General features: G+C 29.5%; 14 protein-coding genes and 1 riboswitch. Of the genes, 10 read left to right on the forward strand and 4 right to left on the reverse strand.

Annotation, left to right across the window (positions count from 1 at the left end; genetic code table 11):
• Nucleotides 1–19: 19 nt before the first annotated feature.
• Nucleotides 20–1,399, forward strand: coding sequence for a M20 family metallopeptidase (locus KGF39_RS10290; RefSeq protein ID WP_227822238.1), 1,380 nt, complete (start codon nt 20–22; stop codon nt 1,397–1,399).
• Between the two features lie 105 nt (nt 1,400–1,504).
• A complete protein-coding gene (locus tag KGF39_RS10295; protein ID WP_227822239.1) occupies nt 1,505–2,695 on the forward strand; it encodes a M20 family metallopeptidase in 1,191 nt (396 codons plus the stop codon).
• A 127-nt stretch (nt 2,696–2,822) separates the two neighbouring features.
• Here KGF39_RS10295 and KGF39_RS10300 read toward each other — a convergent pair whose 3' ends face one another.
• Together KGF39_RS10300 and KGF39_RS10305 are read right to left on the reverse strand one after the other, a co-directional pair.
• Nucleotides 2,823–4,151 (reverse strand): hypothetical protein, encoded by a 1,329-nt coding sequence (locus tag KGF39_RS10300; RefSeq protein ID WP_227822240.1) that lies wholly within the window; start codon nt 4,149–4,151, stop codon nt 2,823–2,825.
• 607 nt (nt 4,152–4,758) lie between these two features.
• Nucleotides 4,759–5,973 (reverse strand): 6-phosphofructokinase, encoded by a 1,215-nt coding sequence (locus tag KGF39_RS10305; RefSeq protein WP_227822241.1) that lies wholly within the window; start codon nt 5,971–5,973, stop codon nt 4,759–4,761.
• Nucleotides 5,974–6,381: 408 nt separating this feature from the next.
• Here KGF39_RS10305 and KGF39_RS10310 point away from each other — a divergent pair, with 408 nt between their 5' ends.
• Entirely contained in the window at nt 6,382–7,098 is a 717-nt protein-coding gene (locus KGF39_RS10310) for a ribulose-phosphate 3-epimerase (protein WP_054275036.1), read from the forward strand.
• Between the two features lie 135 nt (nt 7,099–7,233).
• The gene (locus KGF39_RS10315; protein WP_054275035.1) at nt 7,234–7,860 is read left to right on the forward strand and encodes a YitT family protein; all 627 of its coding nucleotides are present in this window, start codon (nt 7,234–7,236) and stop codon (nt 7,858–7,860) included.
• 184 nt (nt 7,861–8,044) lie between these two features.
• On the opposite strand, the gene KGF39_RS10320 is transcribed toward KGF39_RS10315, so the two are convergent.
• Together KGF39_RS10320 and KGF39_RS10325 are read right to left on the reverse strand one after the other, a co-directional pair.
• A complete protein-coding gene (locus tag KGF39_RS10320) occupies nt 8,045–9,589 on the reverse strand; it encodes a BglG family transcription antiterminator (RefSeq protein ID WP_227822242.1) in 1,545 nt (514 codons plus the stop codon).
• A 25-nt stretch (nt 9,590–9,614) separates the two neighbouring features.
• Nucleotides 9,615–10,256 (reverse strand): transaldolase family protein, encoded by a 642-nt coding sequence (locus KGF39_RS10325; protein ID WP_054275033.1) that lies wholly within the window; start codon nt 10,254–10,256, stop codon nt 9,615–9,617.
• A gap of 392 nt (nt 10,257–10,648) precedes the next feature.
• On the opposite strand from KGF39_RS10325, the gene KGF39_RS10330 reads away from it, so the two are divergent.
• From KGF39_RS10330 to KGF39_RS10355, 6 genes are all read left to right on the forward strand, one after another.
• A complete protein-coding gene (locus tag KGF39_RS10330) occupies nt 10,649–11,800 on the forward strand; it encodes an iron-containing alcohol dehydrogenase (RefSeq protein WP_227822243.1) in 1,152 nt (383 codons plus the stop codon).
• 12 nt (nt 11,801–11,812) lie between these two features.
• Nucleotides 11,813–12,625 carry a Cof-type HAD-IIB family hydrolase gene (locus tag KGF39_RS10335; protein ID WP_227822244.1) on the forward strand — a complete coding sequence of 271 codons (813 nt, stop codon included), beginning with the start codon at nt 11,813–11,815 and terminating at the stop codon, nt 12,623–12,625.
• A 25-nt stretch (nt 12,626–12,650) separates the two neighbouring features.
• Nucleotides 12,651–13,142: a PTS glucose transporter subunit IIA gene (locus KGF39_RS10340; RefSeq protein WP_227822245.1), complete on the forward strand. Its 492-nt coding sequence runs from the start codon at nt 12,651–12,653 to the stop codon at nt 13,140–13,142.
• A gap of 266 nt (nt 13,143–13,408) precedes the next feature.
• Entirely contained in the window at nt 13,409–14,812 is a 1,404-nt protein-coding gene (locus KGF39_RS10345; RefSeq protein ID WP_227822246.1) for a Sapep family Mn(2+)-dependent dipeptidase, read from the forward strand.
• A gap of 19 nt (nt 14,813–14,831) precedes the next feature.
• Nucleotides 14,832–16,484 (forward strand): PTS transporter subunit EIIC, encoded by a 1,653-nt coding sequence (locus KGF39_RS10350; protein ID WP_227822247.1) that lies wholly within the window; start codon nt 14,832–14,834, stop codon nt 16,482–16,484.
• Nucleotides 16,485–16,757: 273 nt separating this feature from the next.
• Nucleotides 16,758–16,937: riboswitch (Lysine riboswitch) on the forward strand.
• 147 nt (nt 16,938–17,084) lie between these two features.
• Entirely contained in the window at nt 17,085–18,476 is a 1,392-nt protein-coding gene (locus KGF39_RS10355) for a YfcC family protein (RefSeq protein WP_227822248.1), read from the forward strand.
• Nucleotides 18,477–18,482 lie beyond the last annotated feature (6 nt).

Raw genomic sequence — 18,482 nt, forward strand, 5'->3', positions numbered from 1 at the left:
CTTGTAGGAGGAATAGGAAATGATAGGAAGTATATCTATAAATGAGATAGATAAAAAAAGATTCAAACTTGATGATTTAAGTAAAAAAATATGGAAAAATCCAGAAAAAGCATTTAAAGAATTTAAAGCATGTGAAAATACAGCAAATTTTCTAAGAAGTGAAGGATTTGATGTGGAAGTAGGTGTAGGAGGTTTAGCTACAGCTATTAAGGCTAGTTTTGGGTCAGGCAAGCCAGTTATAGGTTTTATGGGAGAATTTGACGCATTACCTGGTTTAAATCAAAAAGTTTCAACAAAGAAAGAAGCATTTGAATTGGGAGCTTATGGCCATGGATGTGGACATAATTTATTATGCACAGCACATGTAGGGGCAGTAGTAGGGCTTAAAAGAGAGATGCTAGAAAATAACTTAAGTGGGACTATAGTATTTTATGCATGTCCGGGAGAAGAGCAATTAACAGGCAAAGGATTTATGGCTAGAGGTGGAGCATTTGAAGGTCTAGACTTAGCTATAAATTTTCATCCAAATAAAATTAGTGAAGCTACAATTGGTATTTCAACAGCTGTTAATTCTGTAAAATTTCACTTTAAGGGGAAAACTGCACATGCAGGTTCAGACCCTCAAAATGGAAGAAGTGCACTAGATGCTGTAGAACTTACTAATGTGGGAGCTAATTATTTGAGAGAACATGTTACTTCTGATGTAAGGATTCATTATACAATTACAGATGGAGGAGTAGCACCCAATATAGTTCCTGATAAAGCATCAGTATGGTATTATACAAGAGCTTTAAGTAGAGAAGCTGTAGAAAGTACATATGAAAGACTTGTAAAGGTAGCAAAAGGAGCTGCAATGATGACTGAAACAGAAGTTGAAGTAGAGTTTTTAGGAGGATGTTATAACACTTTAAATAATCATGTTTTAGCAAATCTTGTATCAGAATGTATGAATGAGATTAAACAAGAGCCTTGGACTCAAGAGGAATTGGACTTTGCAGCTGAGTTAGATAGACAAAGCCCACAACAATATAAGGCTATGATAAGTAAATATAATTTACCAGAAGGAACTCATCTATATTACGGTGGAGGAAATGTTACAAACTTTAATAGTTATGGCTCTACTGATATTGGGGATGTAATGCATATAGTTCCGACAGCATACTTTTTTACAGGATGTACAAATCTAGGTGCACCAGGTCATAGTTGGCAGTTTACATCTTGTGCAGGAAGTTCTATAGGAGAAAAAGGTATGATATATGCAGCAAAAATTATGGCTATGTTTGGAGCTAAAATACTGAATAATCCAGAGATAGCTAAAAAGGCAAAAGAAGAATTTGATAAATCTATGAATGGTAAAACATACAAATGCCCTATTCCAGATGATATTCCAACTCCTTAAAAAGAAATGAAGTTTAATATATAAAATTATAATTTTTATGCCAGCATCATTTTCTTAGCAAAAGAAAGTGAAATTTTGCTGGCTATCTGATTAGGAGGAAGGAATATGAAAATTTTTTTTAAAGAAGCAAAGTCAATAGAAGGGGAAATTATTAGATGGAGAAGATATTTGCATGAAAATCCTGAAACTGGTTGCAATCTACCAAGAACAATTACATTTGTTACCAGCATGTTAGAAGAAATGGGATATTCTCCAGAATTAACATCCAATAATGGAATAGTAGCTGTTTTAGACAGTAATAATGATGGAAAGACCTTACTATTAAGGGCAGATATGGATGCACTTCCTATTATGGAGGAGACGGACTTACCTTTTAAAAGTAAGAATAAAGGTGCATCTCATAGTTGTGGACATGATAATCACACAGCAATGCTCTTAGGAGCAGCTAAAATACTTATGGATAATAAGCACTTACTTAAAGGTAGAGTAAAGTTTGTATTTGAACCAGATGAAGAGACTACCAGAGGTGCAAAATCAATGATTGATGATGGTATATTAGAAAATCCTCAGGTCGATGCAGCTATGGCATTTCACAGTATGGTGGGCAAATTTCTTAACACAGGTCAAGTGGCTTACTCACGTGGCCCAGCTATGGCATCTGCAGATATATTTGAAATAATCGTAGAAGGAAAAGCAACTCATGGAGCAAGCCCTGAATTTGGAGTGGACCCAATAAACATAATGTCACATATACAAATAGCATTAAACACTATACTTTCAAGAGAAAAACCTCAGAAAGAGCCTGTAGTTTTAACTATTGGTATGTTTAATGCAGGAAGCGTACCAAATGCTATACCAAATAAAGCATCTATGTCAGGAACTTTAAGAACATTTGACCAATCTGTTAGAGAGAAATTAAAAAATAGGATTATTGAAATATCTACAGGAATAGCTAAATCATTTGGAGGAAATGCTAAAGTAGAGTTTAAAATGGGGACTCCTGCAGTTATAAATGATTTGGATGTAGGAGATGAGATTGTATCTTATGTTAAAGAGGTTATAGGGCATGAAAATGTAATAGACTTTCCAGCTGCAATGGGTTCAGAAGATTTTTCAGAGATTTTACTAAGGGTGCCAGGAGTGTTTTTATGGATTGGAATGGGAAGTATTAGTCAGGGGTATAATTTTGGAATGCATAATCCTAAGGCAATTTTTAATGAAGAGGGATTAGTTTACGGTTCAGCTTTATTTGCTCATTGTGCAGTAAAATGGTTAGAAAATAATTTTAGTCGATAATAACATAAAATATTGCTAAATATCTTAAAAGGTATATCTTAAAAACAACTGTCAAGATATACCTTTTAAAAAATTATATAATTTTACTTAACGTCAGATGATAAAATATTTTTATGTATTCTAGATTTTAATCTTTATTTTCGGATATAAATAATTTGTACACCCTTTCAGGTCTACCTTTTGTTGAGTTTTGTTTTTCATATAATATAGTAGCATTTCCAGACTTTAAGAGACTACTTAGAAATCTATTGGCAGTTCTTACTGTTACATTTAAACATGAAGATAATTCCTTAGGAGTAACTTCATCTCTTTGTAGAATTTCAGTAACGGATATAATCTTTTGAATAGTAAGAGTAGACAATTTAGAATTTTTAGCAATTGTATTTATGTGTGGAGTTACCTTATTCGAAACAGTAAGTAACTTATCACATAATAAAGGTCCTATTGTCTCATAATTTTCATTAACTAAGAAACTGTAGTTTAAAGGATTTATTTTAGATTCCTTATTAGCACTTATAGCACTAGACATAGCTTGTTTTATATCATTACCAATTCCATACCCAACACATACCTTAAGATTTATGCTATTTTCAATAAATTCTTTTATATAACATGTAGTAAAATTCTTAGTTAATGATTTAATAGTTTCACATTTAGTGAAAATTTTAAAAGAACTGCTATTTCTTTCAATTATAAAATCGGTCAATTTATTCTTTTTTATACTATTTAATATTTTATAAACTTGGTCTAAAGTAGAATCATCATAATTTGTATCTTTAACCGTTATATATATTACACTTGGTTGATTTCCCTTCATTCTATGTAAATGAATATCTTTTATTAAGTTACTAAAAGTATTTTTTAATAAATCTATGTCAGGGTATATGAAATGAAAATTTACTCCTGCATCTTGTAACATAGGAACAATACTACTGAAACGGGTAGTAGAAAAATCGATTTTCCCTTCATTCCATAAATTAATATGTTTTTTTGCAATATGTTTTTCGAGTTCTGCTATATCAGATAAACTCATTTTAGAGGCATTTTTATCAATACTATCCATTAAGTCTCCAAATGTGCCATTTGATAGATAATATGATATATCTTTTGGATTATCTGCCCAGTCCGTTAAGTCAAAGTATGCTCTAGAAAAATCTAATGTATTGTATTTAAAGATAAGTTTTAGAAACATATCATAGTAACTTTGTAAGTCAGTACCAAAATCAACTAGAGGTTTTTTAATAGTTCCAGCCTTTTTTGTAATAGCTTTTTTGGGGATAGGACCACTAACTGCAAATCCATCAAACCTATCTTCTATTTCTAAATATAAGTCTCCGACATGAGAAAAATCTCTATAGATATATATTTCAATTTCTGCATTAATATTTAACTTTTTTATAGAATTATCTACAAACTCTTTTAAAAATTCGGTTGTTATGACTGCTATTTTCATCATAGATTACTTCCTTTTCAATTATTATAATTATTTTATATTAAATATTACATTAATCTATTGTGCTAGTTAAAATCATATTTCAATTAAAATAAATAACTCTTTATAAAAAATAATTATTTAAATAGAGTAATATTTGCTAACTTTAATAGTATTTGTTAATTTTAATTTTATTTAAGTTATTATAGTCTTACTAATTTTATAATTGTAGATTTAACTACTTTATGTTCTTTTATTGTTTATGTAGTTGATTTAGAAGTTGTCTTAACCATTTATTTTAATTAAAGCTGTTTGATTTTTAAATCCTTTGTGTAATCTTTGTTTTTCTAGCCATGATAAAAGTATTTCTATTTGTATCACTATATATAATAATATCATGACAAAATATTTATTGTCTAACTAATTATAATCTATCCAAAATGAAAATGGGTGTGAGACATTATTACAACAAATCGTATTAGTATTAAAAAAGATTAAAAAATTAAAAACTAAACAGTTAAATAATTAAGCGATTAAGTGACTGTCATATAACAATTTATAATTTTATTTAACAGCCACTTAGGTATTTAAGAGCTATAGAATTGAGTGTATATCAAATTATAATAATTTACTAGTAAATTATTGAAAAATAAGGTAGTCCATTTTTATATTTAATATCTGGGTTACCTTGAATAAGTGGATATAGGTAATCTAGAGCTTCATCAGTCACATAATTACATTCTTCATTTATCCACTCTTTAGGAAAATACTTTGTCTTGTTAGCTATTTTAGAAATATCAGTATGGCTAACTTCATATTTATAAGGAGTATTATATATTCTGTTGATGATAGCCATAACTCCTGTATATCCTTTTTTAGAAAGTTCTAGTCCATATGCACCAACTTCAGCAGCTTGTTTTAAATCAGTCTCTGAAGCTAAGTGCATAGCACATCTTTGTATTACACCAAGCTCTAAAGTTTTTACTCTTGTTGTAATTGATGATGATATTATAAGGTTCTTTAGATAGTTACTTACTCCACCCAATTGAGAATGACCGAATTTATCATGAACAGAAGTTTTTTGCTCATATATAAAGTTTCCGTATTTATCTCTTATACCTTCTGATGCAACTATATAAGCCTTATTTTTTTCTTTGAATATTTTTCTAACATCTTCTATAAACTTATCTTCATAGAAATCAATTTCTGGAAGGTAGATTAAATCAACTAGTGGATTATCGTTGAGTCTAGCTAGTGCAGAAGAAGCCGCTAACCATCCAGTATCTCTACCCATAGTTTCGACTATGAATATTCCATTATTTTTATATATAGAAAAATCTAAGTAAGTTTCCATTATTAGTGTAGAAATAAGCTTTGCAGCAGAACCAAATCCAGGACAGTTGTCAGTTCCTAATAAATCATTATCTATTGTTTTAGGAATCCCTATAAATTTTATTTTACAAGTAGTGTTTTTGCAGTATTGAGAAAATTTCATTACTGTATCCATAGAATCATTTCCGCCTATGTAAAATAATGTATCTATTTCGTATTCATCTAGTATATTTATAACTCTATCATAATCATAAGAATTTATCTTATAATTAGCTAGTTTGTATCTACAAGAACCAAGACCAGACGAAGGTGTTTGCTTTAAATTCAATACATTATCTTTGTTTAAGGAGTCTGAATCTATTATATTTTTGTTTAATATACCTTCAATCCCATTGATACCAAAATACACTTTATCAAAGTATTTAGTTTCTAAATTTTTTTCATAAATACCAATTGCAGAAGCATTGATAACAGCTGTAGGACCTCCAGATTGGGCAATAATACAGTTTCTCATTTTACATCTCCCTTTCATTAATATTGTTATGAATGGTACTTTTTATTGAGTAAATTTATATTTATAGTCTGATTATATATTAAGTGAACTAGCTATATCAATTGAGCTAGTATAGATAATAAATACCATAAGAATGTGGCAAAAAACTAACTTTTTATACATAATTAATGTCTATAATTTACCACAATATAAAGGTACTTTTAAGGAGTAGTCAAAGTGTTGTGAAAAAAAATATATCAGTGTAATATTAATTTACAAAGCAAAATAAGTTCACAGCTCACAAAAGCAGAATAAGTTCATATAAGAAATACATACATCAACAAAAGTAGCACAAGATTAAAAATATTAAAAAAATATCAAAAAATAATATTTAATACTAATTAAAGTAAAATATGGAGGTACATAAATATGAAACACATAAAAATAGCAGCAGGATTGGCACATGTAAATTACGGTCACATATCAGCCGTAGTTAAGGAAGCAATGGATGCAGGTGTAGACTACGTACATTCAGATGCAGCAGATATGCATGATTTAAAAAATATGCAACTTATGGGTGGTCATCAAATAATAGAAGCAATAAGACCAGTAACAGATAAACCAATAGAATGTCATATATACACAAGAGATTGTGATAGATTATTTATAGAAAAAATAGCAGCAGCAGGATGTAACATGTTGATAATACCAGCTGAACATTTCTTAGGAGCTCCTCTTGCATACATAATAAATTACTGTAGAGAATTTGGTATGAAAGTAGGATTAACAGTTGGATGTTACACACCACTATGTTTTGTTGATGAAGCTATATATGATATAGATAGATTGCAAATAGTCGTTCATGGTGTTGATGAAACTGACGGAAAAGACAACTGGGGATGGAGAAAGAGTGCTGTTGATTTAGTTAAAAGAGCCAGAAAAATGATAGATGAAAAGAATCCTAAGTGTGAATTGGCAATAGATGGTGGACTAAGAGCAGACAATATGGAGCCATTAATAGAATGTAATCCAGATGTTGTAATATTATCATCAGCAATATTCAAGGATAAAGATGGTATAACAGCAGGGGTTAAGAATTGTAGAAAAGCTATAGATGAAGCAGCTACAAAGTTTGGTTTAGAATAAGATAATAAACTAGGATAAAAGAGATGCTTTCTTAATGTTTTTAAGGAAGCATTAATTTTATGAAAAACTATAGGAAGTTAGACTAATTTAATTGATTTTTTATACTGAAATAATATAATCATTGGAGGTTATTAAATGAAAAAAGAAATGATAAAAGATTATTTACTGATAACAATATCAGCATTTTTAATGGCATTAGCAGTTAATTTTTTCTTTGCAGAACATACATTAGCTCCAGGAGGGATAACAGGATTATCAGTCGTACTTAGCACATTCTTATCAATGCCTGTTGAGAATATATCATTAGGAATATCTATGCCACTTTTAGTAATGGGATTATTATTTTTAGGGAAAGGTTTTGGAATAAAAACATTATATATAACTCTTATGGGTCCATTATTCTTAAAAGTAATACCACAAACTCACATAACTGACAATCTATTAGTAGCTGGAGTGATAGGTGGGCTATTGGTGGGAACTGCTATAGGGATAGCAATAATAAGGGGCTGTAGTACTGGTGGAACTGATTTAGTTGCAATGCTTATTAATAAGGTAATTAAGTTTCTGAAGTTGCCAGTTATATTATTTATGCTAGATGGATTTATAATAGTAGCGTCTGGAATAATAAGTAAGAATTTTATGATATCTATATATTCATTGATATCTTTATTACTCATAATAAAAACAATAGGATTTGTAACTACAAAGTTTGGTAAGAATAATGAAGAAATTAATAATATAAATAGTGCTTGCACTCAATAAAAATAATAAAATTTACTTTAAATATAAAAGTTTAAATAAAAAGGTTAAATGTAAAAAATAAAGGTGTCTCAAAATGAATTTTTTAGTTCATGAGGCACTTTTTTCTATGAAATCAAATATATTTTCACCAGTTCAACAATAAAAAAGAGGCTTATCTCTATTTTGAGACAGCCTTATTGTTTGTTTATTTGTAAGATAATATTTTATTTTTTTCAGAATATAGTTTTTTTATAATTGTACTAAGCCTAGAAATATCATTCTTACTTAAAAGAGCATTTATATTTATCAGCTCAGCATTATGTTCAAAGTCTACAGGAGCAGTAGTTAGTATTAAGTCCACATCGTCAAAGTTTGTAAATGAAATAGAAGATAGAGGTATAGATTTAACTATATTAATCTGATTAAACTCAAAACCTAGTTTTTGGACTAGTAAGTTAGATACACCATCACTGCAATGACATATTAAAATAGTATTTAGGGGAGCTTTGCTTCTATCTATTGCTGATACTAAATATAAAGCAAGATATCCTATTTCGTCTTCATTAACTTCATAACTCATCAACTGTTTAATAACAGTATTAGACTCTTTAGCAGCCTTATACGTATAAGGAAATGTTCTCTTTATATCATTTAATATGGGATTTGTAATAGTAAACCCATAATTTATTCTGTGTAGAACTGACTTAAGGTGATTAGCAAGAGATTTTATTAATATTAAATCGTCTTTTAAGTTTAAATTTAATATATCTCCCCAATGGGTAGCTATTGCTTCAGATAGATTATACTCTGTAATTTCTTCATTTCTAAGAGGCTCAAGAATAGTAGGTTTCTTTATTGACTTAAGTAATCCTTCTATATGAAGGAGGATATAACAAACCTCTTCATCAATAAATTCTACATCAAAAGCTTCACTTAGGTTGGAGCATAAAGTTTTTGATTTTTCAAAGCATTCATGTTCTAATAATTCTCTAAAGAAACTTTCAGATAAGTTAATATATCTATTAATTGAAATTCTCTTAATACATATAGCTATATGTATTAAGAAGTTTATATAATACTCATCACTAAGATTGCTTTTTTCTACTTGTAAAGTGTGTAGAGTAATTTGGGATAATTTCTCAAAATCATAGTTGAATAACTCCTTAAATATTTTTGTTGAAGGTGTATCTTTACATTCATTAAATTTCGAGAATAATATTTCTTTAAGTTCAGTATAACTTTTATTAACAGTAGCAAGCTCAAAAATTGCTTTTCTAATATCTTTTTCTTTGCCTTCTAGATATACACCATTGTTGGTTTTTCTAACTAGTGTCACTTTAAAGCTTTGCAAAAAATTTTGAATAACTACCAAGTCTTTATGAACAGTAGCTCTGCTAACATGTAGTTCATTGCAAATGTCACGAATCCTAAACTTAGAATTTTTAATAAATAATTTACTTAAAATATATCTTTTTCTGTCTTCAGGAGAGTATGCATATATACAATTTGATTTATCATTGATATCTCTAATAACTTTAAGTTTTATATCTTCATTACCTAGAATAATAACTCCTGAACCAGTTTTTTTATCTAGAGATAAATTAAACTCTAAAAGCCATTCATCTAAAATAACAAGGTCATTACGAATAGTTTTATTACTAACATTTAATTCTTCGGCAATAGCATCTACAGTAATGTAGTCTGAACTATTTAGCAATAATTCAGCAATATCTAATAGTCTTTTGTTCAATGCAAACCCTCCTAAATCTTAATTGCTATTTATTAACTTTGGACCAATCTTTTTCAAAAGTATTGGCACCGTCTACTGTAAGCTGGTTAAAAGAAGCTTTTTTAAATAAGTCATATGTTACAGCTGCATAATCACATCCACAAAGAGATGCTTGAGTTAAGTGGAATACATTTTTAATAGAAGCTGCAATAACTTTAGTATTATATCCATTTATTGATATAAGGTCACATATTTCTGTAAGGTTTTTTATACCATCATATCCATTTTCATCATTTCTACCTATAAAAGGGAATAGGTAATCAGCACCTGCGTTTATAGCCAATGATGCTTGATTTACATTGAAAATTAGGGTGCATGCAGTTTTTACGCCTTTACTATTCAATATGTTTATAAGTTCTAAGCCAACTTCAGAAAAATTTATTTTTATTATGGTGTTCTTGTTTATATTTGATATCTTATCACAAGACTCAAGTAATTCATATAAATTATTTCCTATAACTTCAGCAGTTAATATTTCCGGATTTAAATTAGTACATGCCTCAATAAATTTATAGAAGTTTACATTTTCTTTAAGATACATAGATGGATTAGCTGTTATTCCTTTAAATCCATATTTTAAACACTTTTGAATCTCATCAAGATTAGCACTATCTATTAAATATTTCATAATTTAATTCTCCTTTAAGCTATTTATTATAAAAAAGTGTATATACTCAATTTTTACTATTATGTATTTTATTAGAGAGTAACATTACTACAGCAGTAGATATACCTTGACCTAATAAACCTTATTGATAGATTCTATGTGGTTCATATTAGGGTACTTCTGTAATTTTTATTTGTAAAACGTTAAGTTAATTATACAATAAGATTGTTTATAAAATTATCCTATAAGCACTTAATAAAATTTACATAATGATATGGTAATAATGAAACATTAATTGTTTATTAATTGCCATAAAGTTTAGTGAATAAGAGTTAACAGTTAAGGTATTGCCTTAAAAATCTGGTAATAGGTATAATTTGAGTATGAAGGCAATAATTTAAGGGAGGAAAAATATGATTAACTTTTATCAACCATCAAGAATAAATTTTGGACAAGGAACTTTAAGTGAGTTACCTAGTATAATAGGAAAATATGGAAAGAAATGTTTGTTAGTTACTACTCCAAATGTAGAGCCATTAGACCAGTTATATGAAAGAATTACATTGGATTTAATAGGAAAGGGGATAGAAGTTGTACACTTTGATAAGGTAGAGCCAAACCCAACTGTAGAGCTAGTAAATGAAGGATTTGAATTAGCAAAAAAGGAATCTGTAGATGTTGTTTTAGCTGTTGGTGGAGGGTCAAGTATAGATACTGCCAAAATATTAGCCTTGACTTTTGGACTGGAAAAAATAGATTGGGATTATATGTTTAATACATATACAAATCCATTTAAAATATATGACAAAGTAAGTGAAAAAGAATTACCATTAATAGCTGTATCAACTACCTCTGGAACAGGAAGTCAAGTTACACAAGCAGCAGTGATATCAAGAGGAATCGAAAAAAATACAATATTCCATCAAAATTGTTTCTCAAAAGAATGTATAGTAGACCCAGAGCTTATGTTAACTCTGCCAGAGAGAATTACTGCATCAACAGCATTTGATGCCTTTACTCACGCATTTGAAAGTTACATAAATCCAAGTGCTAATGATTTTACAGAGATAATGTCTGAAAAATCTATGGAATTAGTCATTAACTATCTACCTAAGGTAATGGAGGAAAAAAATAATGTAGATTATAGAACAAAATTAGCAGTAGCAGATACATTAGGAGGAAGTTCACTAGCAAATGCTGGTGCAGCAGCACCACATCCACTAAGTGAAATAATAGGTGGGGTTACACACATTCCTCATGGTGAAGCTTTGGCTATAGTGTTCCCAAAATTTGCAGAAAAGTTCTATGAAAACAATGTAGAGAAATTTGCTAAAGTAGCGAGAATGTTTAACAGAGAATTAGAAAAAGTAGAAGATAATGAAGCAGCTAAAGCTTTAGGAAATGAAATAAAAATGTTTTTAAAGAGTGTAGGTCTTAAGACAAAACTATCTGAGTTTAATATAACAAAAGAACAATTAGAAGAAATAATAAGCTGTCCAGTTTTAGAATTTTTACCTTTTGGAAAGAAGGAAGACCTTGTTGAAATATTAGAAAAATCTTACTAGGATGTGATACAAATGAGATATAAATTAATTTGTACTGATATGGATGGCACTTTAATGGGTAAAGGATTTGAAATATCAGAAGAAAATATTAAAGCATTAAAAGAAGCTATGGAAAAGGGGATTAAGGTAGCCTTAGTCACAGGAAGACCTTATAATGCCATGAAATATTTTACAAGTGTATTAGGCGATGATATATATATTATATCAACTAATGGGACATATTTTAACTTATTAGGATACGAGTATAAGAAAGTTTTAAGTAAAGATATACTAAAGAAGATATATACAATAGGTGAAAAGTATAATTTAAATAGACATTTTAAGGGATGCAAAAGAATTATAGCCAACAATGAAATAGGACAAGAACATCCATACAGACTAGTAAATAGTAAAAATAAAGAAGAAGATAGAATCGAGATAATAGAAAATGCAAGTTGTGAAACCTTATTAGAAAAATCTGGAAATGACATTTTAAAGTGTATACTCTTCTCAGAAAATTTGGAGTCTTTAAGAGAAGCAAAAAAAGAGTTTAAAAAACAAGAAGATTTAGAAGTAGTAAGTTCTGGAAAGATAAATTTTGAAGTTATGAGTAAAGGTACTTCAAAAGGTATTGCAGTTAAAAAATTTTGTGATATATTAGGTATAGATAGCAAAGAAGTTATTTGTATAGGTGATAATGAAAATGATATATCCATGATTGAATTTGCAGGTCTTGGTATTGCTATGGGTAACGCTACAAATGAAGTAAAGTCTAAGGCAGATTTTGTAACTGATACTAATGTAAATAATGGTGTAGCAAAGGCTTTAAGAAAAGTATTATCATAAAATTTTATAGTGTGGAGAGTGAGTTATGTTTAATATATTTAAGAAAAAAGAAGATAAGATTGAGAAAATATACAGTCCTTTTAAGGGAAATTTAGTTAACTTAGAAGATGTTCCAGATGCAGTTTTTGCCCAAAAGATGATGGGAGATGGAGTAGCCATAATACCAAGTGAAGGTAAGTTATATTCTCCTGTTGATGGTGAAATAGTCAGTGTATTTGATACAAAGCATGCATTAATGATTAAGAGTAATGATAACACAAATATGTTGATACATGTAGGTTTAGAGACAATGTCACTAGAAGGAAAGCCGTTTGATGTTAAGGTAAAGGCAGGAGATAAGGTAAAAGCTAAAGATTTAATAATGGAAGTGGATTTAGAATTTATAACATCAAATGATTTAAATATAATAACTCCTGTAGTTATAATTGATGATGCTGATACTGTTAAGAGAACAGTAAAATATAGACTAGAGCCTGGAAATGTAGACACCAATAGTGTAATAATGGAAATTGAGTAGATACAAGAAGATGTAGCCAATGCTACATCTTTTTTGATGAATTTTATCAGAATAAAAGTACATTGGATTTAGATGAAATAGATAAACTAAAATATTAATAATTGGTAAAGTATAATTTTGTCGTAATCTGTTGACTATTTACCATATCATTATGGTAATTTAGAGAAGTATTTGAAATATTGTAAAAATAATATTCAAAATTTATAATGTAGATATGAACTGAAATGCTTTGTAAAACTAATATAAAGGGGTGATAAATAATTAAGATGATAGTAAATAAAGAGCTAATTATTGATTATTTAAAATCCAATCAAAAAAATATCATAAATGATATTAAAAATTTAGTTGAGATACCTTCAATTAGAGATGACAGTACAAAAGATATAAATCAACCATTTGGAATAGAAATAAGAAATGCCTTTGATAAGCTTATTCAAATAGCAAAAGATAAGGATTTTGTTGTAAAAGATTTTGGCGGATATGCACTCCATATAGAATATGGAGAAGGTGAAGAAGTAGTGGGGGTGCTTAATCATATAGATGTGGTACCAATATATACTAAAGAGTTGTGGAAGAGTGAACCTTTTAAAGTCTGTCAAAAAGATAACTATCTCTACGGAAGAGGAGTTAATGATAACAAAGGACCTTTGATAGGAATTTTGTATGCATTACTTTTCTTAAGAGAACTTAATGAAAAGCCAAAGAGAAAGATTAGATTGATAGTAGGTGGAGCTGAAGAGACAACTTGGGAATGTATGGAACATTACTTTAGTGTCAATGAACAACCAAAATTTGCATTTTCTCCAGATGGAAACTTCCCAATAGTAAATGGAGAGAAGGGAATTTTGTACTTTAATATAAAAAAGGAAATAAATGAAGATAAATTTAGAAATCACAATTTAGTTGATATAAAGTCAAACAAAGAAGATGGATTTGTATGTGATAAAATTGAAGCTATTTTTAAAACTAATGACAAGAAAGAGTTAGTAAAATCATTAGCTTATTATACAGAGATAGAAGAACTAGAAGAAGAAAAAGTATTAGTAAGATATCTAGGAGAAAGAACTTTATCAAGAAACCCACACAGGTCATATAACTGTGCATTTAATTTAGCAAAAGATTTAGAAAAAATCAAAGAGCTAAATGTCAAAGGAATCATAATAAAAGATATTTTAAATTCATACTTTACAGATGATAATCATGGAAAAAAATTAGGGCTATATAAAGAAGATGTAGATATGGGAGTTTCTACAATATGCATAATGAGTATCTTCTTAGAAAAGAATGAGTTGAATATGAAAATAGATTTTAGATATCCTAAGGGCATAAGTTGGGAATTTATAACTAATAGAATTAATGAAATTGAGAAAAAAGAAAATTTAATAATTGAGATATATAAGGATTTAAAACTATTGTATGTAGAACCAGATAGTGAATTAATAAAGAAATTATCAAGTGCATATAAACAAGGTTTTGGAAAAGAAGCAGAACTTTTTACAAAAGGAGCTGCATCTTATGCAAGGGTATTAGAAAATGGAGTTGCATTTGGACCTACAATAGATGGAGATAGTCCAAATTCACATCAGGCAAATGAAAATATAAGTATAGACACATTATATAAAGCGATAGAAGTTTATATATATGCATTATATAGCCTAGCATTTCAATAAAAATGGAGGAAATAATACTATGAAGGATAAATTACAAGTACTTTCTGGAGCAATGATGATTCCTGTTATATTACTTGTTGTAGCAGGAGTATTTATAGGATTAGGGTCAGCTTTTGCAAATATGGAAAACGTTTCTGCATTAGGGCTTAGCGGGTTAATAAAAGAAGGGTCATTCATAAATGTATTCTTTAAAGTAATAAATGACCTAGGATTTATGGTAATGAGATACTTACCAATATTCTTTGTTACTGGTATAGCCTTTGGCTTATCTAAAAAGGAAAAAGGATGGGGGGCATTAGGAGGAATTGTTTTATTCATAGGAATGCACACAGTTATAAGTACATTACTAGTAGCAAATGGTATAAATTCAGATACAGTTACAGCAGAAGCGTTTATGGCATCTGGATTAGGTGAGGCAGAAGCATATAGTCGAAGTTCCTTATATGGTTCTTTCTTAGGAATATTTTCATATGATTGTAGTATATTTGGAGCTATAATAGCTGGATTTGTAGCTAGTGCAGTACATAACAAATTTGTTGACATAGAACTTCCTAGTGCATTATCTTTTTTCTCAGGGCCAAGATTTTCAATGATTATAATGTTTATAGCATCAATAGTATTGGGTACAGCAATGTACTTCATATGGCCACCAGTAGGGTTAGCATTATCTAAACTTGGTAATTGGATAGGTTCGAGTGGATTATTAGGAACATTTACTTTTGGAGCAATGGATAAAGCATTATTACCATTTGGTATACATCACTTAATTGCATTTCCTATAGAATATACAAGAGTAGGTGGAACAATGGAAGTAGGTGGAGCAATTTACGAAGGTGTTAACAATATAAGATTAGCTCAAATGGGAGACCCAGATACACTATCTTATATCACTCGTAACTTTACAACAGGACGTTTATTAATACATTTTGCAATATTGCCAGCAGCAGCTTTAGCTATGTATAAGTTGGCTGACAATGTTAATAAGAAAAAAGCAATAAGTATATTGATACCAGCAATAGTAACAGCCATGTTGGTAGGGGTAACGGAGCCAATAGAGTATACATTCTTATTTGTTGCACCATTATTATACTTTGCAGCATATGTACCACTAGCAGGGTTGACATATGTATTCACAGAAATGTTTAATGTTTCTATAATGGGAGAATCATTTAGAAATATGTTCCCTAATTTATTACAACCTCAAAAGGTAGATGCATTACCTTTATTATTTTTAATACCAATATTCTTTATAGTTACTTATATAATATTCACATGGGCAATTAAGAAGTTTGATATAAAGACACCAGGAAGAAGCTCAGAAGAAGTTAAGCTTTATAGTAAGAAAGAATATAGAGAAAGACAGTCTGTAGGTGATGTTAAAGTAGTAGAAAACAATGTAGTAGAAGATGAAGTAGGTGATAAAGATTCAGAACTTGTACACTATATAATAGAAGGTTTAGGAGGAAGTAGTAATATAAAAAATATTACAAACTGTGCGACTAGACTTAGAGTAGAGTTAAATTCAATTGATGGATTCTATGAAGACAGTTTCTGGGTAAATGAATTAGGTGCAAGTGGAGTTGTTAAAAAGAAAAATTCAGTTCAAGTTATATTTGGACCAAGAGTTATTACAATAGCATCAAAACTCAAAGCTGTATTGGGTGTAGATTAATATATATAAAGCTATGTAAATTAGATGAGTTTACATGGCTTTTATTTTTTATTATAAGAGCATTATAATAATTTTAAATCTCTAGAAAACTTGTGTGTATTCAAAATATACTATATTCCTTAAATCATGTGGAGGAAAAGATTATTTGCGAATAGTAGAATGATATCATAAAGCAAGAATTATTATACTGAAAATATTTACAATCTCGACATATTATGCTACAATTACTTACGATAAATAAAACTTAATAAGAATTACCTCATCTAATAAAAAGATTGAGGTAGAGGTTGCATTTACTAAGATTAATATTGAAGAGGTTGGAAGCCAATGAAGCAATATAAAAGGAGTGAGTGCCGAAGTGCTAGTGTCCAAAGCTAGTGCTGGGACTGTATTTAATAGGTACAGTACTGTCATCAAAATTATCCCAAATTTTGATGGAGAGCTATCTTAAACAAGATAAAGGGAAGATGCAGGTATGTTGTATTTAGCACATTTAGCTCAACATGTATCCATGTTGAGCTTTTTTACATCTAGACAAAATAGGGTAGAAAAGGGATGCAATAATAAAATATTTTAATTTAAAAAGTGGGGAGATTAAAAATGAGCAGTTTAAAAAAGAAAAAGTTTACTATGCCGCAGACACTTACTATAATATTTTTACTAATAGTAGTAATGGCAGTTCTTACTTGGATAGTACCAAGTGGAAATTTTGAAAGGGTAGATATAGACGGAAGATCAGTTGTTGTGGCTGGAACTTATGAAAAAGCATCATCAAATCCACAAGGGATTACTGATGTATTTACGGCACCTATAAATGGATTTATAGATGCGGCTGAAGTAGTTGGATTTGTTTTAATAGTTGGAGGAGCTTTTGGAATAGTTAATAAAACAGGAGCTATAGAAGCTGTTATAGCCCACACTGTCAATAAAATGAAGAGGTTTCAATTTTTAATAATACCTATCTCAATGATTCTATTTGGACTAGGTGGAACAACATTTGGAATGAGTGAAGAAACACTACCTTTTTATATGATATTTATTCCACTTATGACCAGTATGGGATATGATTCATTAACAGCAGTGGCAACAGTGTTTATAGGAGCAACGGCTGGATTTGGAGCAGCTACAACTAATCCTTTCTCTGTAGGAATAGCACAAGCATTGTCACAAATAACACCAGGTTCTGGGATAGAATTTAGAGTTGTTATGTTTATAATATATATGGCTATATCTATAGGATTTGTTATGATGTATGCCAATAAAGTTAAAAAAGACCCTAAAAAGTCTTTAGTACATGGTATATCATTAAATCAAGAATCAATGGTTAATACTGATACAAACATAAAAGAATTTACAAAAAGAGAAGCCATGGTAATAGCAATTTTTACAATAGGTATGGCGATTATGATATATGGAGTTTTAAAGCTAGGATGGTATATAACTGAAATTGCAATGATATTTACGGCTATAGGCATAATATCAGGTATAGCATCAGGGCTTAAACAAGATGACATAGTTAATTCATTCATAAGCGGAGCAGGAGATTTAATGACAGCAGGGTTATGTATAGCATTTGCACGTGGAATCGTAATAATAGCAGAAAATGGATTTATAATAGATACAATTTTAAATTCTGCAGCAAATTTATTAAATGGATTACCAAAAACTATCTTTATAAATTTAACTTTCTTAATAGAAGGTTTAATAGCATTTTTGATACCATCAGCGTCAGGACTTGCATCACTTACAATACCTGTACTTGCACCACTTGGGGACTTAGTAGATGTATCTAGACAAATGATAGTTACAGCCTATCAATTTGGTATAGGTGTAACTAATTTAATAACACCTACATCAGGTGTTTTAATGGGAGCATTAGCAGTAGCTAATATTCCTTGGTCAAAATGGGTTAGATTTGTAATTCCTTTAATGGTAGTATTAACAATTCTTGTAATGGTATTTTTGACAATAGGATTATTTCTAGGATTCTAATAGGAG

This window comes from Clostridioides sp. ZZV14-6345 (assembly GCF_020657775.1).
Taxonomy (GTDB): domain Bacteria; phylum Bacillota; class Clostridia; order Peptostreptococcales; family Peptostreptococcaceae; genus Clostridioides; species Clostridioides difficile_D.

What these genes read in the sequence shown, in the direction of transcription:
- KGF39_RS10350 (WP_227822247.1), top strand. Translation starts at nt 14,832, where the DNA reads ATGAAGGATAAATTACAAGTACTTTCTGGAGCAATGATGATTCCTGTT.
- KGF39_RS10355 (WP_227822248.1), top strand. Translation starts at nt 17,085, where the DNA reads ATGAGCAGTTTAAAAAAGAAAAAGTTTACTATGCCGCAGACACTTACT.
- KGF39_RS10315 (WP_054275035.1), top strand. Translation starts at nt 7,234, where the DNA reads ATGAAAAAAGAAATGATAAAAGATTATTTACTGATAACAATATCAGCA.
- KGF39_RS10305 (WP_227822241.1), bottom strand. Translation starts at nt 5,973, where the DNA reads ATGAGAAACTGTATTATTGCCCAATCTGGAGGTCCTACAGCTGTTATC.
- KGF39_RS10325 (WP_054275033.1), bottom strand. Translation starts at nt 10,256, where the DNA reads ATGAAATATTTAATAGATAGTGCTAATCTTGATGAGATTCAAAAGTGT.
- KGF39_RS10330 (WP_227822243.1), top strand. Translation starts at nt 10,649, where the DNA reads ATGATTAACTTTTATCAACCATCAAGAATAAATTTTGGACAAGGAACT.
- KGF39_RS10345 (WP_227822246.1), top strand. Translation starts at nt 13,409, where the DNA reads ATGATAGTAAATAAAGAGCTAATTATTGATTATTTAAAATCCAATCAA.
- KGF39_RS10340 (WP_227822245.1), top strand. Translation starts at nt 12,651, where the DNA reads ATGTTTAATATATTTAAGAAAAAAGAAGATAAGATTGAGAAAATATAC.
- KGF39_RS10290 (WP_227822238.1), top strand. Translation starts at nt 20, where the DNA reads ATGATAGGAAGTATATCTATAAATGAGATAGATAAAAAAAGATTCAAA.
- KGF39_RS10300 (WP_227822240.1), bottom strand. Translation starts at nt 4,151, where the DNA reads ATGATGAAAATAGCAGTCATAACAACCGAATTTTTAAAAGAGTTTGTA.
- KGF39_RS10310 (WP_054275036.1), top strand. Translation starts at nt 6,382, where the DNA reads ATGAAACACATAAAAATAGCAGCAGGATTGGCACATGTAAATTACGGT.
- KGF39_RS10295 (WP_227822239.1), top strand. Translation starts at nt 1,505, where the DNA reads ATGAAAATTTTTTTTAAAGAAGCAAAGTCAATAGAAGGGGAAATTATT.
- KGF39_RS10335 (WP_227822244.1), top strand. Translation starts at nt 11,813, where the DNA reads ATGAGATATAAATTAATTTGTACTGATATGGATGGCACTTTAATGGGT.